General features: G+C 67.0%; 18 protein-coding genes and 1 tRNA gene. 6 read left to right on the forward strand and 13 right to left on the reverse strand.

All coding sequences use genetic code 11. The features are described 5' to 3' along the window. Nucleotides 1-51 precede the first annotated feature (51 nt). A complete protein-coding gene (locus tag K6V06_RS05540; RefSeq protein ID WP_222240742.1) occupies nt 52-1,722 on the reverse strand; it encodes an acyl CoA:acetate/3-ketoacid CoA transferase in 1,671 nt (556 codons plus the stop codon). A 241-nt stretch (nt 1,723-1,963) separates the two neighbouring features. On the opposite strand from K6V06_RS05540, the gene K6V06_RS05545 reads away from it, so the two are divergent. After that, nucleotides 1,964-2,749, forward strand: a complete 786-nt coding sequence (locus K6V06_RS05545; protein WP_222240744.1) for an IclR family transcriptional regulator C-terminal domain-containing protein — start codon at nt 1,964-1,966, stop codon at nt 2,747-2,749. Between the two features lie 159 nt (nt 2,750-2,908). Here the strand turns inward: K6V06_RS05545 and K6V06_RS05550 are convergent, their stop codons facing one another. From K6V06_RS05550 to rpoD, 3 genes are all read right to left on the reverse strand, one after another. Continuing rightward, nucleotides 2,909-5,074, reverse strand: coding sequence for a LamG-like jellyroll fold domain-containing protein (locus tag K6V06_RS05550; protein WP_370637391.1), 2,166 nt, complete (start codon nt 5,072-5,074; stop codon nt 2,909-2,911). A gap of 344 nt (nt 5,075-5,418) precedes the next feature. Next, nucleotides 5,419-5,497: transfer RNA gene (locus tag K6V06_RS05555), tRNA-Ile, on the reverse strand. A gap of 63 nt (nt 5,498-5,560) precedes the next feature. Next, a complete protein-coding gene (rpoD, locus tag K6V06_RS05560) occupies nt 5,561-7,819 on the reverse strand; it encodes an RNA polymerase sigma factor RpoD (protein WP_222240755.1) in 2,259 nt (752 codons plus the stop codon). On the opposite strand from rpoD, the gene K6V06_RS20855 reads away from it, so the two are divergent. Beyond that, a complete protein-coding gene (locus K6V06_RS20855) occupies nt 7,785-8,282 on the forward strand; it encodes a hypothetical protein (RefSeq protein WP_370637392.1) in 498 nt (165 codons plus the stop codon). The genes rpoD and K6V06_RS20855 overlap by 35 nt on opposite strands. Before the next feature lie 173 nt (nt 8,283-8,455). Here the strand turns inward: K6V06_RS20855 and dnaG are convergent, their stop codons facing one another. The 4 genes from dnaG to K6V06_RS05585 all read right to left on the reverse strand — a co-directional run bounded on the left by dnaG (nt 8,456) and on the right by K6V06_RS05585 (nt 12,766). After that, nucleotides 8,456-10,267, reverse strand: a complete 1,812-nt coding sequence (gene dnaG / locus K6V06_RS05570) for a DNA primase (RefSeq protein ID WP_222240757.1) — start codon at nt 10,265-10,267, stop codon at nt 8,456-8,458. A 193-nt stretch (nt 10,268-10,460) separates the two neighbouring features. Then, nucleotides 10,461-10,910, reverse strand: a complete 450-nt coding sequence (locus K6V06_RS05575; RefSeq protein WP_222240759.1) for a GatB/YqeY domain-containing protein — start codon at nt 10,908-10,910, stop codon at nt 10,461-10,463. 266 nt (nt 10,911-11,176) lie between these two features. Further along, nucleotides 11,177-11,389: a 30S ribosomal protein S21 gene (rpsU, locus tag K6V06_RS05580; RefSeq protein ID WP_006576196.1), complete on the reverse strand. Its 213-nt coding sequence runs from the start codon at nt 11,387-11,389 to the stop codon at nt 11,177-11,179. A gap of 81 nt (nt 11,390-11,470) precedes the next feature. Next, nucleotides 11,471-12,766 (reverse strand): NAD(P)/FAD-dependent oxidoreductase, encoded by a 1,296-nt coding sequence (locus K6V06_RS05585; protein ID WP_222240761.1) that lies wholly within the window; start codon nt 12,764-12,766, stop codon nt 11,471-11,473. A gap of 150 nt (nt 12,767-12,916) precedes the next feature. On the opposite strand from K6V06_RS05585, the gene tsaD reads away from it, so the two are divergent. Beyond that, nucleotides 12,917-13,966: a tRNA (adenosine(37)-N6)-threonylcarbamoyltransferase complex transferase subunit TsaD gene (gene tsaD / locus K6V06_RS05590; protein ID WP_222240763.1), complete on the forward strand. Its 1,050-nt coding sequence runs from the start codon at nt 12,917-12,919 to the stop codon at nt 13,964-13,966. A gap of 55 nt (nt 13,967-14,021) precedes the next feature. Here tsaD and folE2 read toward each other — a convergent pair whose 3' ends face one another. From folE2 to K6V06_RS05610, 4 genes are all read right to left on the reverse strand, one after another. Next, complete coding sequence (gene folE2 / locus K6V06_RS05595; RefSeq protein ID WP_222240765.1) at nt 14,022-14,837, reverse strand: GTP cyclohydrolase FolE2; 816 nt, start codon at nt 14,835-14,837, stop codon at nt 14,022-14,024. 271 nt (nt 14,838-15,108) lie between these two features. Next, nucleotides 15,109-17,040, reverse strand: coding sequence for a 1-deoxy-D-xylulose-5-phosphate synthase (gene dxs, locus K6V06_RS05600; RefSeq protein ID WP_222240767.1), 1,932 nt, complete (start codon nt 17,038-17,040; stop codon nt 15,109-15,111). Nucleotides 17,041-17,115: 75 nt separating this feature from the next. Continuing rightward, nucleotides 17,116-18,000 (reverse strand): polyprenyl synthetase family protein, encoded by an 885-nt coding sequence (locus K6V06_RS05605; protein ID WP_222240769.1) that lies wholly within the window; start codon nt 17,998-18,000, stop codon nt 17,116-17,118. Then, entirely contained in the window at nt 17,997-18,293 is a 297-nt protein-coding gene (locus tag K6V06_RS05610) for an exodeoxyribonuclease VII small subunit (RefSeq protein WP_222240771.1), read from the reverse strand. The genes K6V06_RS05605 and K6V06_RS05610 overlap by 4 nt, the downstream gene beginning before the upstream one ends. Before the next feature lie 366 nt (nt 18,294-18,659). Between K6V06_RS05610 and K6V06_RS05615 the strand changes: the two genes are divergently transcribed. The 3 genes from K6V06_RS05615 to K6V06_RS05625 all read left to right on the forward strand — a co-directional run bounded on the left by K6V06_RS05615 (nt 18,660) and on the right by K6V06_RS05625 (nt 22,088). After that, nucleotides 18,660-19,763, forward strand: a complete 1,104-nt coding sequence (locus tag K6V06_RS05615; protein ID WP_222240773.1) for an aromatic ring-hydroxylating dioxygenase subunit alpha — start codon at nt 18,660-18,662, stop codon at nt 19,761-19,763. Nucleotides 19,764-19,980: 217 nt separating this feature from the next. After that, the gene (locus tag K6V06_RS05620; protein WP_222240775.1) at nt 19,981-20,904 is read left to right on the forward strand and encodes a DMT family transporter; all 924 of its coding nucleotides are present in this window, start codon (nt 19,981-19,983) and stop codon (nt 20,902-20,904) included. Between the two features lie 314 nt (nt 20,905-21,218). Continuing rightward, nucleotides 21,219-22,088, forward strand: coding sequence for a sulfurtransferase (locus K6V06_RS05625; protein ID WP_222240777.1), 870 nt, complete (start codon nt 21,219-21,221; stop codon nt 22,086-22,088). Between the two features lie 34 nt (nt 22,089-22,122). Here the strand turns inward: K6V06_RS05625 and K6V06_RS05630 are convergent, their stop codons facing one another. Continuing rightward, nucleotides 22,123-22,944 (reverse strand): ZIP family metal transporter, encoded by an 822-nt coding sequence (locus K6V06_RS05630; RefSeq protein ID WP_255581623.1) that lies wholly within the window; start codon nt 22,942-22,944, stop codon nt 22,123-22,125. Nucleotides 22,945-23,004 lie beyond the last annotated feature (60 nt).

A 23,004-nucleotide genomic window follows, 5' to 3' on the forward strand; every position in this document is an offset into this window, starting at 1 on the left:
TGGCCGGTGGTCCGGTCTTATGATGTCTTGGCTTGGCTCTGCAGCGCGGCCTTACCGGCCCGGCACCGCCTCGCAATGCGCCTCCCACTGGCCCGGCGAAAGCCGCATCGGACCAGGCTGGAACAGGCAGGCATCCATCAGGCGCAGGTCCTGCGCAACGGCAACCGGCGTCGCGCACCGGTCCAGCACATCGCGTTGCAGATCCATGCCCGGGGCAATCTCGATCAGCGTGAGGCGCGGCTCTCCGTCGGCGTCCGGCCGCATCTCGAACACCGCGCGCTCGGTGACATAAAGCACCGGTACGCCCAGCGACGCCACATAGGGGCCGTTGAAACTGAGGTGCGACACCTCCGGCACGATCTTCTTCACGCGTCCTTCCGTGACGATCTTCAGCACACCGTCCTCGGCGCGCGCCTCCAGCCCGCCGGCCGTCAGCGTTCCCATGAACACCACCGCCTTGGCACTTTGCGTGATGTTGATGAAGCCGCCCACGCCCGCCACCAGCGCCTGGTCCCCTTCGCCGAACTTGCTGACGTTGACGTTGCCGTGTCCGTCCAGCTCCGCCAGGCCCAGGATCGCCAGATCGATGCCGCCACCTTCATAGAAATCGAACTGTGCCGGCTGGTCGATCACCGCTTCCGGATACGCCGAGGCTCCAAAGCTCAAGCCGTCCGCCGGCGTGCCGCCGATCGGGCCGGCCTCCACCGTCAGCGTGAAACCGGCCAGCCCCGCCTCGTGTGCCAGCATGCCGACCGCGGCCGGCATGCCGACGCCCAGGTTGACCACGCGCGGACGGCGGCGCGCCAGCTCCAGCACCGCCCGGCGCTGCACGATGGTGCGCGCATCGGGGCAGGCCTGGGGAGGCGGCGGCGTCTCGTCGCTGCCGGCAGCGATGCCGCGCCACGGCGTGACATAGGCGGGATTGAAGGTCTCGGCGAAGGTCATCTGATGATGCGCCTCCTGCTGGCTGACCACCACGTAGTCCACCAGGATGCCCGGCACATGGATCGCCTGCAGGTTCTCGTGCCGGTCCACCAGCTGTTCGACCTGCGCGATCACGATGCCGCCCGAGTTGTGCGCAGCCTGCGCCATCGCCAGCAGTTCGTGGTGGAACGCTTCGCGGTGCGTGCTGAGGTTGCCGCGCGGGTCTGCCGCGGTGCAGCGGATCAGCGCGCAGTGAATCGGAAAGGACGGGTAGAACAGGTATTCGTCGCCGCGGAAGTCGACCGCTTCCACCCAGTTGGCGTGGCCACCGGCAATCGCCTCGCGTGCCCGCCGGTTGATCGCGCCACCGTGATAGCGCGCGTCCATGGCGGTGCGCGGATCGACGAAGGTATGCAGGCCGATCTTCGTCATCACACCTGGCTTGCCGCCGGCGATCGCCCGGTACAGATGGGTCAGCACGCCCTGGGGCAGGTTGTAGCCTTCGCACTGCTCGGCCATCGCCAGCGTTGCCAGCCGCGTCGCGGAGCGCCAGTGACCGCCCACGATGGTCGCCGTCATGCCCGCGTTGCCAAAGTGGTTGACGCCGCGCGAGCCGCGATCGCCCTGCCCTGCCGAATAGACCAGCGTCAGGTCGCGGGGCAGTCCGGTGGACAGAAAGCGCGCTTCCAGCGCCTCGGTCACGGCTTCGGCATGACCCGCGCCAACAAAGCCGGCGCTGGCGACGGTCCAGTTGTCCTGGACCAGGGCGGCCGCCTGTTCGGCGGTGATGACCTGCATTCGTTGTCTCCTCGCATGCATGCGGCGGGTTCGGAAAGGCTCACCCGAGCAGCGGTACTGCCGGTGGGCCGACCCACTTCAGGGGCCTGACTCCGGATGCCGTGATGCCGGCATTCAAGTTGCGAACATTTGTTCGCGATTCGCCTATCATACGGACTGGTCAGCGGAATGCAAGCCGGGTTGACCCTCGAAACCGGTCCATTTCGCGCAAAACATACAACTCACCACCACGGGGACGACCATGCCGGACGCCGGCGCACAGGGACAGAAGAAGGACGAACTGCTCGATTCGCTCACCAAGGGACTGGCCCTGCTGCGGCTGTTTGCCAGTGGCGTCGAATCGCTGTCGATGCAGGATGTCGCCGACCGGCTGGAGGTGACCCGCGCGGCTGCCCGGCGCCTGCTGCTGACGCTCGAACACAACGGCTATCTTGCGCAGCAGGGCCGCCAATTCGTGCTGACGCCACGGGTGATGGACCTGGGCTACGCCTGGTTCGCCTCGATGAGCCTGCCGCGCCTGGCGCAGCCCCATTTGCGCGAGCTTGCGGCGCGCTGTGGAGAAACGTGCTCGGTGGGGATGCTCGACAGCGAAGACGTCGTGCTGGTCGCACGCGAGGAACCGCGGCAGATCCTGCGGGTGGACATGGCCATCGGCCGGCGCATGCCCGCCTACGCGCATTCGCTCGGGCGCGTCCTGCTGGCCGGACTCGACGAAGACGCGCTGCAGCACTATCTTGCGCACGCCACGTTACGCAAGCTCACGCCGTTTACCGTCGACTCGCCCAAGGCGCTTGCCACCACCTTGCGACGCGTGCGCAAGGACGGCTACGCCATGCTGGTCAGCGAACTGATGGACGGCTTCGCCGGCATCTCGGTGCCCTTGCGTGACCAGACCGGCAAGGTCGTCGCCGGCATCGGCTTCAGCATGGTGCTGGGCAGCCGCAAGCCGCAAACCTTGGTCGAGCGATATCTGGCACCGCTGCAGGAAACCGCGGCGCAGATCGAAGCGGTGTTGCGGGCGCGCTAGGCGCCAGGTCGGTGCCGTGGAGCGGGCAGCGCCCGATGCCCTCTCCCCCGCCCCTCTCCCGCAAGCGGGAGAGGGGAGAAAACCGCCGGCATCCGCACCCTGCCGGTTGGCTCCCCTCTCCCACTTGTGGGAGAGGGGCCGGGGGAGAGGGAAAGCGGCTCAACTCGCCCGCGCGGTCAACCACTCCGACGGCGACAGCGGCCGTGCCACCACCCGGATCTCGCCGATGTTGCCCAGGAAGCCACCGCTCGGGGGACCGCCATCCCAGTAGCCGGCGCCCACCGTCCACGGCAGACCGAGCGAGGCCAGGCCCACCGAGTCGATCGGATTGCGCAGCACCGGTGCGCCCTCGACGTACATCGTCGTCTCCTTCGCCACGGCGTCGTTGACCACCGCCACATGCAGCCAGGTGTCGACCAGGATCTCGCCCGACCAGTTGGTGCGCGACGACAGCGGCAGCGCACGCTCCGGCACGACTTCCCACTGCACCTCGCGCAGGTTTGAAATCGCGCACTGCAGCGGCGGCGACTCCGGCAGGCCGCCAGAGAAGCCCGGCAGATCGCCGCGGCGGCCGGCGCGCGTCAGGATATTCATCCACGCGTTGTTGGCGGCCGTCCACTCCCTGGCGATCTTGATGAAGAACTCCACCGTGTACCCCGTGGTGAAGGTCGCGGCATTGATGGCCGCGGCGGCATCGGTCAGGAAATAGGACAGGCGCGCGCCGCCGGCATTGCGCATGCGCACGCTGCCGGGCGCCGCCGAGAGGCGGTGGCGGTCGTCGGTCCAGACCATGTCGGCCAGCTCCGCCGTGTTGGTCGGCGGCTGATCAAGGCCCGCGCGGAACAGATCGTTGCCATTGCCGGACGTGTCGGCGATGACATGACCGACCGGCACCGGCGCCTCCACTGCACCGCCGAAGAAACGCCAGTGCGCAACCGTCTCCGCTACGTGCGGGTAGTCGTCGGCATCCCGCGCCGGACGCTGCTCCCGCGGCGGCGAGCCTTCAAATCCGGCCGTGATCTTCGCCAGCACGGTTTCCGTCAACGGCAGGTTGCTCGCCTGCCCGGCGCGGAAATTCGGATTGAAGCCCGAGAACCGCGCGGCGAAATCCATCTCGATGGTGAACTGGTTGTTCGCATCGGCCAGCACCGCCTGATCGAACTCGTTCAGCGTGTCCTTCGGCTTCTGCACCACCCAGGGCGAGAACGACGACGCGCGAATCTGCTTGTTGCTCAGATCGAATTCATAGAAGCGCAGCAAGCCGTTGCCGCCCTGGTAGGCCATCTGATAGTCGACCACCATCATCTCGACCGCATGGCCAAAGTCGTTGGTCCTGGTCAGATGCGCGGCGCCATGATGATGGCCGTTGACCGTCATGAAGATCTGGTCGTTGTCGCGGATCAGCTTGTCCCACAGCATCAGGCCGTAATCGACCTCCAGCGGGGACACGCCATCGGTGTCGATCGCGATCAGCTGGTGATTGACCAGGATCGCCGGCAGCGTCGGATGCGCGCGCAGCACGTCCCGGGCCCAACGGATGCCCGCATCCGACACGCGCCACGACAGCGACAGCACCAGGAACTGCTGCCCCTCCGCCTCGAAGATGTGGTACTCGTGAAAGCCGCTGATATCCCGCGCCCGGAAGGTAGGCTGCTTCGCCGCGCGCTCGCGGCTGAACCACTTCAGATACGGCTCCGCAGTCAGATCGCGCGTCGCGTCGGTACCGCCGACCGGATCGCTTTCGTAACCGACATCGCGCAACACGTCATGGTTGCCGGCCAGCACCGAATACGGCACGCCCGCGGTTTCCAGTGCCCGCATCGCCGTGTCGGCCACCTCCCACTGCTGCTGACGGCCCACCTGGTCCACCACGTCGCCGACGTGAATCACGAACGGGATCTTCAGCTCGCCCGCGTTCGCGGCAATCCATTGCGTCTGCGCCAGGTACGGCTCGCTGCCATAGCGCCTGCCGAACTGGTTGCCCGTCTCCGGGGTGGTATAGCGCGAATAGAACTGGGTATCCGGCAACACCACCAGGCCGAAGCTCGATACGCGCTTCGGCTCCTCGGGGGCCGGCGTGCCGCCGCCGTTGCCACCATCCCCACCGCCATTGCCGCCGTCGTTTCCGCCATTGCCATCGTCGTCGCCACCGCACGCGGACAGCACCGCCGCTGCCGGCACCGCCAACACCGAGCCGAAGCCGGCCTTGATCAGCGAACGACGACGGGGGTCCGGCGCCCCGCTCGCAGCAGCGGGGTCGGCATCATGGGTTTGGGTGACAGCGTTGACAGACGCTGCGGACGGATTCAGTTCATCCCGGGACACGGCTTGGCTCCGAAAAGGTGAGGGACCGGCCAGCGTGCAGGACTGCCTGAGGGCGTCAGAATGGCATCAAAGTGCTTCTTTCGCTACGCGGCCGGGGCTGGCCGCACTATGCGTGCACGCGGTGACGTCGCAATGACGCCGCCATGTCGGAACCGTGTCAGCACGATGTCGGTGCCGGCTTGCGGGCAGCAATGCGCCGCCATCGGGCAGCGGTCGGGCGTCATATGCCTGTCGCCCGGATATCGGCCACTGGGGGCTTAAGCAACGCGGAGGCTGGCGCCTGCCACGGTGAACAAAAAAAAGGGGCTACGGCAAAGACCGTAGCCCCTTCTTTCAACGCGAATTGGTGGGCCTCCCGTGAGTCGAACACGGCACCAACGGATTATGAGTCCGCTGCTCTAACCAGGCATGAGCTAGAGGCCCGTGAAGTCAGCACCCGGCTTCAACCGGTCCTGCGAACAGGACCGGTTGAAGAAGCCTGCCGGATCAGCTGCCTTCCAGGAAGCTCTTGAGCTTGTCGGAGCGGCTCGGGTGGCGCAGCTTGCGCAGCGCCTTGGCCTCGATCTGGCGAATACGCTCGCGGGTGACGTCGAACTGCTTGCCGACTTCTTCCAGCGTGTGGTCCGTGCTCTGCTCGATGCCGAAACGCATGCGCAGCACCTTGGCCTCGCGCGGCGTCAGCGAATCGAGCACGTCCTTGACCACTTCGCGCATCGAGCCGTGCAGGGCGGCCTCGGCCGGTGCCAACGTGTTGTTGTCCTCGATGAAGTCGCCCAGATGCGAATCGTCGTCGTCGCCGATCGGCGTTTCCATGGAGATCGGCTCCTTCGCGATCTTCATGATCTTGCGGATCTTCTCCTCCGGCATTTCCATCTTCTCGGCCAGCGTTGCCGGATCCGGCTCGTTGCCGGTTTCCTGCAGGATCTGGCGCGAGATGCGGTTCATCTTGTTGATCGTCTCGATCATGTGCACCGGAATCCGGATGGTGCGCGCCTGATCGGCGATCGACCGCGTGATGGCCTGGCGAATCCACCAGGTCGCGTAGGTCGAGAACTTGTAGCCGCGACGGTATTCGAACTTGTCCACCGCCTTCATCAGGCCGATGTTGCCTTCCTGGATCAGGTCGAGGAACTGCAGGCCGCGGTTGGTGTACTTCTTGGCGATCGAGATCACCAGACGCAGGTTGGCCTCGGTCATCTCGCGCTTGGCCTCGCGGGCACGCTTCTCGCCCTCGGACATCTTGCGGTTGACTTCCTTCAGCTCCTTCAGCGGCAGCACCACGCGCGCCTGCAGGTCGATCAGCTTCTGCTGCAGCTCGTGCACGGCCGGCACGTTGCGCTCGACGATGGCGCTATACGGCTTGTTGTCCGCGACCACCGTGTGGATCCAGTCCAGGTTGGTTTCGTTGCCCGGGAAACGGGCGACAAAATCCCCGCGCGGCATGCCGCACTTGTCGACCACGATGTTCAGGATCGCACGCTCGAGCTTGCGCACCTCGTCCACCTGACCGCGCAGCGTGTCGCACAGGCGCTCGACATTGCGCGCGGTGAAGCGGATCTCCATCAGCTCGTTCTGGATGGCCTCCTGCGCCTTCATGTAAGGCTTGGACTTGTAGCCCTCCTTCTCGAAGGCACGGCGCATCTTGTCGAACTGGTCGGCGATGACGCGGAATTTCTCCAGCGCCGCGACCTTCAGCTCTTCCAGCTGGCGTGCCGAGGTGCCGGCGCCACCGGCGTCGTCGTCCTCGTCGTCGTCCGACTCTTCGTCATCCGACTCGATGTCCTCGTCGTCCGAAGCGGCAGCCGTTGCCGGCGTGGTACCGATCTGCTCGGCCACTTCCTCTTCGGCATTCGGATCGATCAGGCCATCGACGAACTCGTCGATCTTGATCTCGTCGTTGGCGACGCGGTCGGCCATGGCGAGGATCTCGGAGATCGTCACCGGGCAGGCCGAAATCGCCATCACCATGTCCTTCAGGCCGGCTTCGATCCGCTTGGCGATCTCGATTTCGCCTTCCCGGGTCAGCAGCTCGACGGTACCCATTTCGCGCATGTACATGCGGACGGGGTCGGTCGTGCGGCCGAACTCGGAGTCGACGGTCGACAGCGCGGCTTCGGCCTCTTCCTCGGCCTCTTCCTCGCTGGTAGCCGACGGGGCGTTGTCGTTCAGCAGCAGCGTCTCGGCGTCCGGCGCCTGCTCGTAGACCGCGATGCCGATGTCGTTCAGCGTCGCCACCAGGGTGTCGATCGCTTCGGAATCGACCATGTCGTCCGGCAGATGGTCGTTGATCTCGGCGTAGGTCAGGTAGCCGCGCGACTTGCCCAGCTTGATCAGCGCCTTGAGCTTCTGGCGGCGGGCTTCCAGCTCCTCCTCGGTCCCCTGCTGGGCCGAGGCGAACTCCTTCAGCAGGGCCTTTTCCTTGGCCTTGCGGTCCCGGGCCTTCTGCTTCTCGGTCTTCGGAGCGGCGGCCGGCGCTGCGGAGCGCGGCTCGTCTTCGTAAAACTCTTCAGTCACGTCTTCAGTATTGCTGTCGTCGTGCGACACCTCGACCTTGGGCTTGCGGCCGCGCTTTTTCGCTTCGGGTGCGCTGGCCGCGGCGCTGGGCCGCTGCGGTGCCGCGGGGGCGGTAGTGGTGGCACGCGCCTTGGACGCCGGGGCGCTGGCGCCGTTCCTGGCGCTAGCGCTCTTGGCGCCGGCTGCTGCCGTTCGCTTGCTCTCGACTTCGGTACTCTGCTGTTTCGCCACGGGGATACTCTTGCCTTTATCAGGTACAGATGCGGCATTGCTGCCGCGCGCTGTCGCCGGTCGTGCGCCTGCGCTGGCGCTTGCATTGGCGCTCTTGCCACTCTCGCGTGCCGAAGTCGATGGCGTTTTCTCGGATGTGCGGGTCCTGGCGGTCGGGGTCGATGCGTCCGCATTGGCGGGTCGCGATGACCTGGCTGGCGCGGGCTTGGCCTGCTGCGTCCCGGAACGCGCGGAAACACTGTCCGCCGTCGTCGCTTTCGCGGACGCCTTGCCGCTCCCGGTACGGGGAGCCTTTACGGTGGCCTTTTCGGCCGCCTCGGTTGCTTTAGCCCTTGCCATTGGCACGCTCACTTTCACCAGAACTGGAGAGAAAGATTTCGCAATCCAAACCGGCTATTGTAGCACGTCGCTAACAACCGGCTTTCCCGCAGGTGAGGATTTCGTCTGGAAAATCAAGGCTTAAGCCGAAATTCGCAGATTTTCCTTCCCACCTGCTTGCTGCTGACCTGCTTGTCGAACACAGCGGATCGTCCCGTCGCCGGCGCAGCCGGGCGACACTACCGCCCTTCCTGTATACGGCGCGCCACCTCGAGGGCTTGAGCGGCGCGCACCCCAGGAACGTTCGGACCGCATCGCCTACCCCGACCGCTTGCGGCGGTGAATCTCGCCAATCAGCCAGCGCAGGCGTTCCTTGTCCTCGTCCGACGCCCCGCCCGCCTCGATCGCGGCGCGCAAGGCGTCCAGCTCCCGCTGCAGCGGCTCTGCCAACAGCTTGGTCACCGCCGCGTCGAACTCCAGCGTCGCGGGCTCCTCGTCAATGTCTTCGCGCAGTACTGCGGCGCGCACATTCGCGTACGTCTCGGCAAACGGCGACTGCGCCAGTTGCTCGCTGAAGGCGGCAAAATTGGCCGCCTCCGGCAGCGCATCGCAGCAGTCGACCAGATGGGCGAGCACTTCCGAGCTGCCTTCGCCCGCGTCGAGCAGCATTGCCCGCGCCTGCTCGTCCAGGCGCGCGGACAACCGCGGGTAGCGCATCAGCAGTTGCAGCACGCGTTGCTCCAGGCCTGCAGGCGCCTGACGGCGCGTCCGCGCCCGTGGGCGGTCGAACCGTCCGACGCGGGACGCATCGCTGCCAAGGCCGCAAATCGCTTCGATTTCGGCCGGCGTCGTCCCGGTCTCCTCGGCCAGCTCGCGCACGATCTGCAATCGCAGACCGCCCGCCGGCATCGCCTGCAGCAACGGCTTGGCCTCGTACTGGGCCCGCGCGCGCCCTTCGGGCTGACGCAGGTCCTGCTCCTCGGTCACCAGTTGCAGCAGGAACCGCGACAGCGGCATGGCGTCGCGCACCTGCGCAGCGAAGGCGTCGGTGCCCTCCTCGCGAACATAACTATCGGGGTCATGCTCTGCGGGAAGGAACAAAAAGCGGATAGTTTTATTGTCGGCGGCAAAAGGAAGACAGGCTTCCAGCGCGCGCCGCGCCGCGCGCCGGCCCGCCGCATCGCCATCGAACGAAAACACCACCGCATCGGTCTGCCGCAGCAGCTTCTGCACATGCGTCGGCGTGCACGCGGTGCCAAGCGTGGCTACCGCATTTGCAAAGCCGAGCTGGGCAAGCGCCACGACATCCATATAGCCTTCGACCACCAGGACGTAACCGGTTTCCCGGATTGCGTGGCGGGCCTCGTAAAGTCCGTACAGCTCGGTGCCCTTGCTGAACAGCGGCGTCTCGGGCGAGTTCAGGTACTTGGGCTCGCCCTGCCCCATCACCCGACCCCCGAAGCCGATCACCTGCCCCTTGGTGTTGCGGATCGGGAACATGATGCGGTCGCGGAAACGGTCGTAGCGCCGCGCCTTGCCGTCGGCATCGCGCCGGTCGCTCTCGATCAGCAGGCCGGCCTCCATCAACGGCGCCGCCACGGCGTCATCGCGATAGCTGCCGAACACCGCTTCCAGCCCCTGCCAGTCGTCCGGCGCGTAGCCCAGCCCGAACTGCGCGGCGATCTCGCCGGTCAGCCCACGCCCCTTCAGGTACTGGATGGCCTGCTGGGCACCGCGCAGCTGGCGCTTGTAGAAATCCGCCGCCCGGCTCATGGCTTCGGACAGGGCCAGGGAGCGCGCCTGCTGCTCGGCGCGCTGCCCCGGCGGCAGCCGGTCGCGGTCCTCGGGTACGCTCATGCCGACCGACTGGGCCAGCTCGCGCACCGCCTCGGGGTAGCTCTGCCCCGAGTACTCCATCAGGAAACCGATGGCAGACCCGTGCGCGCCGCAGCCGAAGCAGTGATAGAACTGCTTGGCCGGCGACACCGTGAACGACGGCGATTTCTCGTTATGGAAGGGGCACAGCCCCATGAAGTTGGCGCCGCCCTTCTTGAGCTGGACATACTTGCCCACCACGTCGACGATGTCGACGCGGTTCAGAAGGTCCTGAATGAAGGATTGCGGAATCACCCCGGTGCTACCCCGGCGACAGACCGGCCCTGAAGCGCCGACCGTCTTGTATGGATGCGCTGCCAGGCGCACATGCCCGGCCTGCCATCAATCGTATTGTAGTGCGGCTTTCGTGACATGCCAGGGAATCGTGATCCCGGTATCACTACGATGGCCGCACGCTGAAAGTGCGATCCCGGCGCGCGCGGCGCCTTCAGCGCGGGGCCAGCCGCGCCTTGACCAGCGCCGATACCGCCGTCATGTCGGCCCGTCCCGCCAGCCGGCCCTTGAGCAAGCCCATCACCTTGCCCATGTCCTGCGGACCGGCCGCGCCGCTTTCGGTCACCGCCTGATCCACTGCCGCGGCCACTTCCTCGTCCGACAGCGCGGCCGGCATATACGCCTGCAGCACCGCCAGTTCGGCGGTTTCCTTGTCGGCCAGGTCGTTGCGACCGGCCTGCTGGAACTGCGAGATCGAATCCTTGCGCTGCTTGATCAGCTTCTCGACCACCGCCTGCACGCCGGCATCGTCCAGTTCGACCCGCTCGTCCACCTCGCGCTGCTTGACGGCGGCGAGCAGCAGCCGGATGGTGCCAAGGCGCTCGCTTTCACGGGCGCGCATGGCGGCCTTCATGTCGTCGTTGATCTGTTGCTTCAGGGACATGGCAAGATTCCGGAAAGTAGAGGGGGAGCCGCTTGACGGCGCGTCGAGGGACAGAAACGACCAAGGACAGAAACGACCCGGGTGAGCAACCACCCTTCGCGCCGGAAAGACAGGACCAGGAACGCCCGATCCAGCACAAAAACCCGCCGGAGCCTTGCTCACAGCGGGTTCGGAGACCGCCTACGGTCAGACGCACGCCGCAGCACTGCAACCCAGCCGGGTGGCGACACCACCGCAGCCGATTGCCGGACCCGGCCGCGCAACAATCAGTACAGCTTCTTCGGCAGCATCTGGCTGCGGATGCGCTTGTAGTGGCGCTTGACCGCAGCTGCCTTCTTGCGCTTCCGCTCCGCCGTCGGCTTTTCGTAGAACTCGCGCGCCCGAAGTTCAGTAATCAAACCGTTCTTCTCGATGGTGCGCTTGAAGCGACGCATCGCAACTTCAAACGGCTCGTTTTCTTTCAGGCGGATGGTGGTCATGTGCCAAACAGTACAGGTTAGCGGTTTTACGAAGACTTCGAGTATAGCAGCGATTCTGGCAAGTGTGCAGCCAAATCTCGGTCAACGTCCGTCAACTCCTCGGTCCGCGACCGCCCGTCGGTTCTCCGCAACGGCCTGGCCCGCGGCAACCGCGGAGGCCCATGCCCACTGGAAGTTGTACCCGCCCAGCCAGCCGGTCACATCCACCACTTCGCCAATGAAATACAGGCCGGGAACGGCGCGCGCCATCATCGTCGCCGACGACAGATCGCGAGTATCGACCCCGCCCAGCGTCACCTCCGCCTTGCGGTAGCCCTCGGTGCCGGACGGCACCAGGCGCCAGCGGTTCAAGGCCTCGCCCAGCCGCCGCAGCGCCTTGTCGGGCAGATCGTGCACCGGCCGCGTGGCGTCCAGCCCCGACGCCTCGCACCAGGCGTCGGCCAGCCGCGCCGGCATTCGGGCCGCCAGCAGGTTGGCCAGTTGCTTGCGGCTGTCGACCTTGCGGGCGAGCAGCCACTCGGCCGCGTCCTCGCCGCCGAACAGGTCGACGGTCAAGGCGGCGCCCGGCTTCCAATAGCTGGAGATCTGCAGCACGGCCGGCCCCGACAGACCGCGGTGCGTCCACAGCAGGTCTTCCCGGAAGGCGCCGGCCTCTCGCCCCGCGCCGGTGGCGATGTCCACCTCCATCGACACGCCGGCCAACGGGGCGAAGGGCTTCCAGTCGTCGCCGTGGAAGGTCAGCGGCACCAGCGCCGGCCGCGTCTCGACGATCCGCAGGCCGAACTGGCGTGCGATCCGGTAGCCCAAATCGGTGGCGCCGATCTTGGGAATCGACAGCCCGCCGCTCGCCACCACCAGCGCCCCGGCCCGGACAGGACCGGCGCTGGTGTCGAGCACGAAGTCGTCGCCGGCCCGGCCGACCGACTCGACGGTGCAGCCGGTGCGCCACTGCACGCCGCCCGCACCGCACTCGGCTTTCAGCATCTCGATGACGTCCTCGGCACTGTCGTTGCAGAACAGCTGGCCCCGGTGCTTCTCGTGCCAGCCGATACCGTGCCTGCGCATCAACGCGAGGAAGTCCTGCGGCGTGTAACGCGCCAGCGCCGAGCGGCTGAAGTGAGGATTCGCTGACAGGTAGTTGCCGGGGCCGGCATGGAGGTTGGTGAAGTTGCAGCGGCCGCCGCCGGAGATGCGGATTTTCTCGGCGATCCGGGTGGCGTGATCCACCAGCACCACGCTGGCGCCCTGCTGCCCCGCCACCGCGGCACACATCATTCCCGCCGCGCCGGCTCCCAGCACGGCGACATCGAAGCGCCGCTGCCCGGAGGGCTGACTGCCAATGCCGGACTGTGCCGGCTGCCGCGCGTTTCCGCTCATACGATCCCTGCCTGAAGAAGCGGCGATTGTAGCCAAAACCGCGGCGCGACCGCCCGGACCAGCCGTCTGCGCCAGGACTTCCACTGTGCTACGCTGCAGCCCTTGGCGCCGCCCCGCTGGCGCGATCTGCCCCTGCCTTCTTCTGTTCCCATGCTCGTACTCGGCATCGAATCCTCCTGTGACGAAACCGGTCTCGCTCTCTATGACACCGAGGCGGGACTGCTGGCGCATGCGCTGCATTCGCAGGTTGCGATGCACCGCGACTACGGCGGGGTGGTGCCGGAACTGGCGTCGCGCGACCACATTCGCCGCGTGCTGCCGCTGCTGCAACAGGTGCTCGAGCAGGCCGGACGGCAGCGCGGCGATATCGATGCGATCGCCTTCACGCAGGGACCGGGGCTGGCCGGCGCGCTACTGGTCGGCGCATCGGTGGCCAATGCACTGGGCTTTGCGCTGGGCGTGCCGATGCTTGGCGTCCACCACCTGGAAGGCCATCTGCTGTCGCCGCTGCTCGCTCCTGCCGCGCCGGGCAGCGCGCCGCCGGCCTTCCCGTTTGTCGCGCTGCTGGTGTCCGGCGGACATACCCAGCTGATGGAGGTGCGCGGCGTGGGCGACTACGCGCTGCTCGGCGAAACGCTGGACGATGCCGCGGGCGAGGCCTTCGACAAGACCGCCAAGCTGCTCGGCCTGGGCTACCCGGGCGGACCGGAAGTGTCGAGACTGGCCGAGTTCGGCGTGCCCGGCGCATTCGACCTGCCCCGTCCGATGCTGCATTCGGGCAACCTCGATTTCTCGTTCGCGGGATTGAAGACGGCGGTGCTGACGCAGTCGCGCAAGCTCGGCAGCAATCTGTGCGAGCAGGACCGCGCCAACCTGGCCCGCTCTTTCGTCGATGCAATCGTCGACGTGCTGGGCGCGAAATCGCTGGCGGCGCTCAAGCGCACCGGTCACAAGCGGCTGGTGGTCGCGGGCGGCGTGGGCGCCAACCGGCAGCTGCGGGAGCGACTGGACGACCTGGCGCGGCGCCACCGCTTCGAGGTCCACTACCCGCCGCTGGATCTTTGCACCGACAACGGCGCGATGATCGCCTTCGCCGGCGCGATGCGGCTGCAGGCCGCCCCCGAGCTTGCCAGCCGCGACTATGGCTACGGGGTGACGCCGCGCTGGGACCTTTCGGAGTTGCGCCTGCCGGCGCACTGAGGCCGGCCGGGCCGCCGCCTTCGGCGGAAGGCGGCTCGGCGACCCGCAGCGCCCCTCAGAGCGCCAGCTGGCTCAGGCGCTTGTCGCGCTCGATCACCGCATAGGCGCTGTGGTTGTGGATCGATTCGAAGTTCTCGGCTTCGAGCACGTAGGCGACAATCCGCGCATCGGCGTTCAGCCGCATCGCGATGTCGCGCACCAGGTCCTCGACGAACTTCGGATTCTCGTAGGCGCGCTCGGTGACGTACTTCTCGTCGGGACGCTTGAGCAGCCCCCACAGTTCGCACGACGCCTCTTCCTCCGCCATCCGCACCAGCGCTTCCACGCTCATCTCCGCCGCCAGCTCGACCGACATCGTGATGTGCGAGCGCTGGTTGTGCGCGCCGTACTGCGAGATCTTCTTCGAGCAGGGGCACAGGCTGGTGACCGGCACCAGCGTCTTCAGGAACAGCCGGGTCTGGCCGTTGCGCACTTCGCCGATCAGCGTGACTTCATAGTCGAGCAGCGACGCCACGCCGGACACCGGCGCCACCTTGTTGATGAAGTACGGGAACGTGACCTCGATGCGGCCGGCCTCGGCCTCGAGCTTCTGCAGCATGCCATCCAGCAGCGCGCGGAACGATGCCAGGTCGAGCGGTTCGCGGTTTTCCTCGAGCAGCGCGACGAAGCGGGACATGTGCGTGCCCTTCTGGTCGGCCGGCAGGTGCACGTCGAGGTTGAAGGTGCCGACGGTGGGCTGGACGCCGGCAGGCGTGCGCAGCGTCATCGGGTAGCGCACGCCCTTCACGCCAACGCGCTGGATCGGAATCTGGCGGGTGTCGAGGCTCGACTGCACGTCGGGCATGACGAAGGCCGGATTGATGTCATTCATACGGATTCCTCGGTTTCCTTTACGGTCGCGGCATCGTCGCAGTCCGCACTGCCGCGCAACGAGTGTGAAACCACGGGCGCACCGGTGCACGGCGGCGCCAGCCCGCAGCTGCGAACACAAACGGGCCGATTCTAAGGGAAAAGAGGTGATGCCGCCCGCACCAGCCCTGTGCAGCGTGCGGGTAATCGCACAGTTTCCTGCGCCCAAACGCAACGCGGGCCGCGGCGCCATCCTCCGGCGCCACGGCCCGCGAGCGTTGCCGGCCAAGTCCTCAGGCAGCGCGTGACTTGACCTGCGGCGCACCCTGATCGGGCGTCCCGGCCTCGACCGCCGGGGCCGCGATGCCGAAGCGCTCCCGCACCGAGCGTTCGATGCCGGCCGCATCGAGCCCGCACAGCGACAGCAGGAACGCCGGATCGCCGTGATCGACGAAGCGGTCGGGCAGACCGAGCTGCAGCACCGGGATGTCGATCCCTTCCGCGGCCAGGGCCTCGAGCACGGCGCTGCCCGCGCCACCCATCACGCAGCCCTCCTCCACGGTGACCAGGCAGTCGTGCTCGCGCGCCAGCTGGCGCACCAGTTCCACATCGAGCGGCTTGACGAAGCGCATGTTCGCCACGGTCGCATCGAGTGCCTCGCCGGCTGCCAGCGAAGGCTGCAGCATCGAGCCGAACGCCAGCAGCGCGACCCGTTGCCCTTCCCGGCGAATCTCGCCCTTGCCGACCGGCAGCGTGCCCAGGCCCGGCTCGATCGCCACGCCGGGGCCGCTGCCGCGCGGATAGCGCACGGCGGTCGGGCAATCCTGCGCGAAGGCGGTGCTCAGCAGCTGGCGGCATTCGTTTTCGTCGGCCGGCGTCATCACCATCATGTTGGGGATGCAGCGCAGATAGGCAATGTCGTAGGCGCCGGCGTGCGTGGCGCCGTCCGCGCCAACGAGACCCGCGCGATCGAGCGCGAACACCACCGGCAGGTTCTGCAGCGCGACGTCATGGATCAACTGGTCGTAGCCCCGCTGCAGGAAGGTCGAGTAGATCGCCACCACCGGCTTCAGGCCCTCGCAGGCGATACCGCCGGCGAAGGTCACCGCATGCTGCTCGGCGATCCCCACGTCGTAGTAGCGGTCGGGAAAACGCTTCTCGAACTCGACCATGCCCGAGCCCTCGCGCATGGCCGGCGTGATGCCCACCAGCCGGGGGTCGGCCGCCGCCATGTCGCACAGCCAGTCGCCGAAGACCTGCGTATAGGTCTTGCGGGCGGGCTTGCTGGCCGGACGAATGCCTTCGGCCGGGTTGAACTTGCCCGGCCCGTGATACAGGATCGGATCGGCCTCGGCCAGCTTGTAGCCCTGCCCCTTTCGTGTCACGACGTGAAGGAATTGCGGCCCGCCGCCCTCGAGCGCGCGCTCGCGGATGTTCTGCAGCGTCGGTACCAGCGACTCCAGGTCGTGGCCGTCGATCGGGCCGATATAGTTGAAGCCGAATTGCTCGAACAGCGCGGCGGGCACCACCATGCCCTTGGCATGTTCCTCGAAGCGCTTGGCGAATTCCAGCACCGGCGGCGCGACCGACAGCACGCGCTCGATGCCCTTGCGGGTCGCGGCATAGAACTGGCCGCTCATCAGCCGTGCGAGATGGCGATTCAGCGCGCCGACCGGCGGCGAGATCGACATGTCGTTGTCGTTGAGCACGACCACCAGCGGCAGGTCCTTGTACACGCCGGCGTTGTTCATCGCCTCGAACGCCATGCCCGCGGTCATCGCGCCGTCGCCGATCACCGCGATCGACACGCGCTGTTCGCCCAGCGTGCGGGCGCCCAGCGCCATGCCGAGCGCGGCCGAGATCGAGGTCGACGAGTGCGCGGTGCCGAAGGTGTCGTACTCGCTTTCGCTGCGGCGCGGGAAGCCCGAGATGCCCTCCCACTGGCGCAGCGTGGCCATGCGCTCGCGCCGCCCCGTCAGGATCTTGTGCGGGTAGCTCTGGTGGCCGACGTCCCACACCAGCCGGTCCTCCGGGGTGTTGAAGACATAGTGCAGCGCGATGGTCAGCTCGACCGTGCCCAGGTTCGACGACAGGTGGCCGCCCGTCTGCGACACCGATTCGAGTACGAAGGCGCGCAGTTCCTCGGCCAGGTCGCCGAGCTCGCGCCGCTCCAGCTTGCGCAGGTCGGCGGGGGCGTCGATGGTATTCAGCAATGCGTAAGTCATGGTATCCGTCCTGCCGCCGGGTTCTCGCGCCCGGCTCGTCGTTGTACGGCAATCCGCGTGCGCGGCTGCTTCCCGTCAGTGGGTTCGAAGCACGATCAGGTCGGCCATTCCGGCCAGCCATGCGGCGCGGCCGCCAAATCCGGCCAGCGCCTCGTGGGCCTGTTGCCGCAGGCTTGCGGCCAGTTCGCGGGCGGCGTCCAGTCCCAGCAGCGAGACATAGGTGGGCTTGTCGTTCTCGGCGTCCTTGCCCGCGGTCTTGCCCAGCGTCGCGGTGTCGGCGGTGACGTCCAGAATATCGTCGACCACCTGGAACGCCAATCCTACCGCGGCGGCGTAGCGGTCCAGCAGCGCCAGCGCGTCCTGGTCGATGCGGCCGCACAGCGCGCCCATCCGGATGCTGGCGCGCAGCAGCGCACCGGTCTTCATCCGGTGCATGGTCTCCAGTTCGTCCAGCGACATCGACCGGCCCACATGGTACAGGTCGATCGCCTGACCGCCCGCCATGCCGGCCGAGCCCGATGCCCTGGCCAGTTCGGCGACCAGGCGGGCGCGAATCTCCGGCGCCAGCGCCTCGTTGCCCGCCAGCACCACGAATGCCTGCGTCTGCAGCGCGTCGCCGACCAGCAGCGCGGTCGCCTCATCATAGGCTTTGTGCACGGTGGGACGGCCGCGGCGCAGATCGTCATCGTCCATGCACGGCATGTCGTCGTGCACCAGGGAATAGGCGTGGATCAGCTCGACCGCGCAGGCCGCGGTGTCGCAGGCCTGGGCTGTCGCGCCGGACAACTCGCCCGCCGCGTGAACCAGCAGCGGGCGCACCCGCTTGCCGCCACCCAGCACGGCGTAGCGCATGGCGTCATGCAACCGGCCCGGCAACTGCCCGGCGGGCGGCAATGCCGCGGCCAGCGCGGCCTCGGTCCGCCCGGCGATGGCCTGCACCCACTGCTCGAAAGCACTCATTCAGTATCCGCCTGCGCGCCCGCGTCGCCCATCGGCTTCAGGATGTCGCCGTCAAGCACCCGGACCTGTTGCTCCACGCGTTCGAGCGTCTGCTGGCAGTAGCGCACCAGTTCCGCGCCGCGGCGGTAGGCGGCCAGCGACTCTTCCAGCGGCAGCGCGCCGCTTTCCATGCTCGCGACCAGCGCCTCGAGCTCCGCCATCGCGGCCTCGTAGGAGGCGGGTTGGGCAGCAGCGGTCGTCACGGCCGAAACGGCGTCGTCGGCTACGGGCGGCACGGTGGGAGTGGTTGGCATGGCGCAATTGCAAACGGGAAACCCGGATTTTATGCCAAATCGCTCGCGTGCCGGCGCTGGACTGACAGTCCACGCGACGGATCGCGCACATTGCCCGATCTATCTCTGGCGAGCGGCATGTCGACCGCATTTCACAAGCAGACCCGGTGCAAAATCCGCCGATACACCACTTCTGGCAGCATGTCTGGACGAAAAAGTAGAAAAATCAGACCCTTATCTGCAAGGGGTGGGGTACAATCCCCGGTTCGTCAGCAAAAACCGGCACGCGACGGCGGCGCCACAAAGTCTGACTGTCTTTCCCATATCGATTCAATTTCGATGGTTGGGTTGTTCACTGCTTTCGCCTGTTATTAGGGAGTGGGGATAATGTCCAATCTCAGCACCGCGCTGAAGCTCGCGCCGGCTGATACGCAACTGCCCGTCACCGCGTACTTCGACGAGGACCTGCATCGGCAGGAACTGGATCTGCTGTTCAAGAAGGGCCCAGGCTACGTCGGCCATGAACTGATGGTGCCCGAAGTCGGCGACTACCACACGCTCGCCGCGGAAAACGAAGGCCGGATCCTGGTCCGCAATGCCCAGGGCATCGAACTGATGTCCAACGTCTGCCGCCACCGGCAGGCCATCATGCTCAACGGCCGCGGCAACGCGCCCAATATCGTCTGCCCGCTGCACCGCTGGACCTACGATCTGAAGGGCCAGTTGCTGGGCGCGCCGCATTTCGAGCAACAGCCCTGCCTGCATCTGAAACGCTCGCCGCTGCAGAACTGGAACGGCCTGCTGTTCGAAGGCGAACGCGACGTGCGCGCCGACCTGGCTCGCCTGGGTGTGGCCCGGGATCTGAATTTCGACGGCTACATGCTGGACCACGTCGAAGTCCACGACTGCGACTACAACTGGAAGACCTTCATCGAGGTCTATCTGGAGGACTACCATGTCGTGCCGTTCCATCCGGGGCTGGGCAGCTTCGTCTCCTGCGACGACCTCAAATGGGAGTTCGGCGAGTGGCACAGCGTCCAGACGGTGGGCCTGCACGCCGGCCTGAAGCGCCCCGGCAGCCCGACCTACCAGAAGTGGCATGACGCCGTGCTGCGCTTCAACAATGGCGAGTTGCCCCGGCACGGCGCGATCTGGCTGACCTACTACCCGAACGTGATGGTCGAGTGGTACCCGCACGTGCTGGTCATTTCGACGCTGCACCCGCTCGGTCCGCGCAAGACGCGCAACGTGGTCGAGTTCTACTACCCCGAGGAAATCGTGCTGTTCGAGCGCGAGTTCGTCGAGGCCGAGCGCGCCGCATACATGGAAACCTGCATCGAGGACGACGAGATCGCAGAACGCATGGATGCGGGCCGGCTCGCGCTGATGCAACGGGGCGTCAACGAGGTCGGACCGTATCAGTCGCCCATGGAAGACGGCATGCAGCATTTCCACGAGTGGTACCGGCGCGTGATGCAGTACGGCAGCTGAAGGCTGTCACGCCCCCAGCTGCCCGGCAGGAAACGGGCCGCCTGCAGGAAGGACCGCTTCGGCGGTCCTTTTTCCGTTGGGCCGGCGCCATTGGTGCGCCGCACCAGCGCTGATACAATTGTTCTTATGCGGCTTTCGGTACACCCGCATCGCTGCCGCCGCTGCTTCCCGGTATTTCCCTCCATCGCCCCCGCGCGCATTGCGCGCCCCGCTCGCCATGCAATCGCTCTGGATGCTGTTCGCCGCCTTCTCGTTTTCGCTGATGGGGGTGGGCGTCAAGCTTGCGTCCGAGCTGTACAACACCGGGGAAATCGTCTTCTACCGCAGCATCATCAGCGTGGCCATCGTCTGGGCGGTGCTGGCCTCGAAGGGGACCTCGGTCCGCACCCCGCACATGGCCACGCACGTCAAGCGCAGCCTGTTCGGCGTCACCGCGCTGATGCTGTGGTTCACCTCGATCAGCCTGCTGCCGCTGGCCACCGCGATGACGCTGAACTACATGTCGCCGGTCTGGATCGCGGTAATCATCGGCGCTGGCGCGGCGCTCGCCGGCACGCGCGGGGCCGCCGACAAGAAGCTGATCGGTGCGATCGTGCTGTCCTTCGCCGGCGTGATCTGCCTGCTGCAGCCCTCGGTCGGCAAGGACCAGCTGACCGGCGGCCTGGTCGGGCTGATCTCCGGCATCTTCACCGCCCTGGCCTATGTCGAAGTGCGGCAGCTCGGGCAACTGGGCGAGCCGGAGGGCCGCATCGTCTTCTACTTCTCGTCGGTCGGCGCGGTGGCGGGGCTGGTGTGGATGCTCTTCTCCGGCACCAGCAGCCACAGCTGGTATGGCGTCGCCCTGCTGCTGGCCATCGGCATCCTTGCCACGCTGGGCCAGACCTCGATGACCCGGGCCTACAAGCGCGGCAATACCTTGCTGACCGCCAACCTGCAATATGCCGGCATCGTGTTCTCCAGCTTGTGGGGCATGATGATCTGGAACGACGCGCTGAACTGGCTGTCCTGGGTCGGCATGGGACTGATCGTCGCCAGCGGCATCGCGACGACGCTGACACGGGCGCGCGAAACGACGGGCCGCCAGCCGACCGCCGCGACGCCGGTGAAGTCGGCGGAGGCGGAGGTGCATCCGGAGGTTTGAATCCGCGGGCGGCGGTATGTTCGAGCGCTCGCCGCCCTCTCCCCCGGCCCCTCTCCCGCAGGGCGGGAGAGGGGAGCAGACCCCCAGGACTTGCGATGCCGGTGGTCTTCCCTCTCCCCCGGCCCCTCTTTCGCAGGACGGGAGAGGGGAGCAGACCGGCAGGGCATGCCTTGCTGGTGGTGTTCCCCCTCTCCCCTTCAAGGGGAGCGGGCCGGGGAGAGGGGTTGGTCTTGAGCCGCCGTCCTATGGCACCCGCCCGTACTTTCGGCGATCATCAAGGTTCATCGACTTTCGTCCCCTGGACCGGTTTCACGATGCCCCAAGCTGTCTGGACCACGCTGATTTCCTGCGACGAACTGCTGGCGCTGCGCCAGGACCCGGCGCAGCGCACCGTTCTGCTCGATTGCACCTTCGACCTCGCCGACCCCGCCGCCGGGCGCGAGGCGTATCACCGGAGCCATCTGCCCGGCGCCTTCTACCTGCATCTGGATAACGAACTGTCCGGCGAGAAGACCGGCCGCAACGGCCGCCATCCGTTGCCCGACCCCGACATGCTGACCGGCCGTCTGCGCGCGCTCGGCGTCAACGACGATACGCAGGTGGTGGCGTACGACGCGCAGGGCGGCATGTTCGCCGCCCGCGCCTGGTGGCTGCTGCGCTGGATCGGCCACGAGGCGGTGGCGGTGCTCGATGGCGGCAAACCCGCCTGGATTGCGGCCGGCCTGCCGCTCGAGGCCGGTACGACGCCGGACCCCGAGGTGGCTGGCAACCTGACGCGCCGGCCGTCGCTGGTGACGACCGTGGACGTGCAGGCGCTGATGGAGAATCTGGCGCAGCCGGCGCGGCTGGTGGTCGACGCGCGCGCTCCCGACCGGTTCCGTGGCGAGAACGAGACGCTGGACCCGGTGGGCGGCCACATCCCCGGCGCGGTCAACCGGTGCTTCAAGGACAATCTGCAGGAAAACGGCCGCTTCAAGCCGGCAGCGCAGCTGCGGGAAGAATTCGGCGCGGTGCTGGGCAATACGCCGCCGGCTGCCGCCGTGATGCAGTGCGGCTCGGGCGTAACTGCCTGCCACAACCTGCTGGCACTGGAGGCGGCGGGCCTGAACGGCGCCGCGCTGTATCCGGGGTCGTGGAGCGAGTGGTGCGCCGACCCCTCGCGCCCGGTCGCCACCGGCCAGTGAGGCTCAGGCGCGGGCCGCCAGCGGCCCGCCACCCTCAGTCGTGCGCATGGCCCTCGGCATGCGCATGGTCATGCCCGCCATGGGCATGGTCGTGGTGCTCGTGGGCGCCGTTGGTCATCCATGCGATGGTCAGGATGCCAGCGCCGATCAGCACCACCTGCACCAGCGACTCGCGCCAGCGCGGCTTGCGCTGCATCTGGGGCATCAGGTCGCTGACGGCGATATAGAGAAAGCTGCTGGCCGCGATCACCAGCACATAGGGCACCCAGCCGCTCATGTCGTCGAGCAGGAAGTAGCCGACCACACCGCCAGCCACGGCGGCGAAACTCGACAGCAGATTGAAGGCGAAGGCGCGCGCCTTGCTGAAGCCGGCGTTCAGCAGCACGATGAAGTCGCCCACTTCCTGCGGAATCTCGTGGGCGGCGATCGCCAGCGCGGTGACGATGCCGATCTTCGGGTCCGCCAGGAATGCCGCCGCAATGACGATGCCGTCGGCGAAATTGTGAAAGGTGTCGCCGACCAGGATGGTCAGCCCGCTGCGGCCCGCCTCCTCGCGGTCATGACCATGGTGGTGATGGTGGCCATCCCCCTCGTGGTGGTGCGAATGGCGCAGCAGCGAGATCTTCTCCAGCAGGAAGAAGCCCAGCAGGCCGCCCAGCAACGTGGCGAACAGCGCGCGCGGATCGGCGCCGGAGGCAAAGGCCTCGGGCAGCGAATGCAGCAGCGCCGTGGCCAGCAGCACGCCGACCGAGAAGCTGACCATGCGTTCGACCGCGCGCGCGGCGGCGGTCAGCGACAACAGCGCGGCGCACAGAATGCTGCCCACTCCGGATAGCGCGGTGGCGAGCAGGATCAGAACAATGGTGGATTGGATAATGGGCTCCCGGGAGCGCGCCACGCGGCCCGCTTGCGGCGC

The sequence above is a fragment of the Cupriavidus sp. AU9028 genome (genome assembly GCF_019795295.1).
GTDB lineage: Bacteria > Pseudomonadota > Gammaproteobacteria > Burkholderiales > Burkholderiaceae > Cupriavidus.

Bases quoted from the DNA above. Each gene is read 5' to 3' on its own strand.
- K6V06_RS05585 (WP_222240761.1), bottom strand. From the start codon at position 12,766: ATGAGCGGAAACGCGCGGCAGCCGGCACAGTCCGGCATTGGCAGTCAG.
- K6V06_RS05625 (WP_222240777.1), top strand. From the start codon at position 21,219: ATGCCCCAAGCTGTCTGGACCACGCTGATTTCCTGCGACGAACTGCTG.
- K6V06_RS05605 (WP_222240769.1), bottom strand. From the start codon at position 18,000: ATGAGTGCTTTCGAGCAGTGGGTGCAGGCCATCGCCGGGCGGACCGAG.
- K6V06_RS05575 (WP_222240759.1), bottom strand. From the start codon at position 10,910: ATGTCCCTGAAGCAACAGATCAACGACGACATGAAGGCCGCCATGCGC.
- K6V06_RS05545 (WP_222240744.1), top strand. From the start codon at position 1,964: ATGCCGGACGCCGGCGCACAGGGACAGAAGAAGGACGAACTGCTCGAT.
- tsaD (WP_222240763.1), top strand. From the start codon at position 12,917: ATGCTCGTACTCGGCATCGAATCCTCCTGTGACGAAACCGGTCTCGCT.
- dxs (WP_222240767.1), bottom strand. From the start codon at position 17,040: ATGACTTACGCATTGCTGAATACCATCGACGCCCCCGCCGACCTGCGC.
- K6V06_RS05620 (WP_222240775.1), top strand. From the start codon at position 19,981: ATGCAATCGCTCTGGATGCTGTTCGCCGCCTTCTCGTTTTCGCTGATG.
- rpsU (WP_006576196.1), bottom strand. From the start codon at position 11,389: ATGACCACCATCCGCCTGAAAGAAAACGAGCCGTTTGAAGTTGCGATG.
- K6V06_RS05615 (WP_222240773.1), top strand. From the start codon at position 18,660: ATGTCCAATCTCAGCACCGCGCTGAAGCTCGCGCCGGCTGATACGCAA.
- K6V06_RS05610 (WP_222240771.1), bottom strand. From the start codon at position 18,293: ATGCCAACCACTCCCACCGTGCCGCCCGTAGCCGACGACGCCGTTTCG.
- folE2 (WP_222240765.1), bottom strand. From the start codon at position 14,837: ATGAATGACATCAATCCGGCCTTCGTCATGCCCGACGTGCAGTCGAGC.
- K6V06_RS05540 (WP_222240742.1), bottom strand. From the start codon at position 1,722: ATGCAGGTCATCACCGCCGAACAGGCGGCCGCCCTGGTCCAGGACAAC.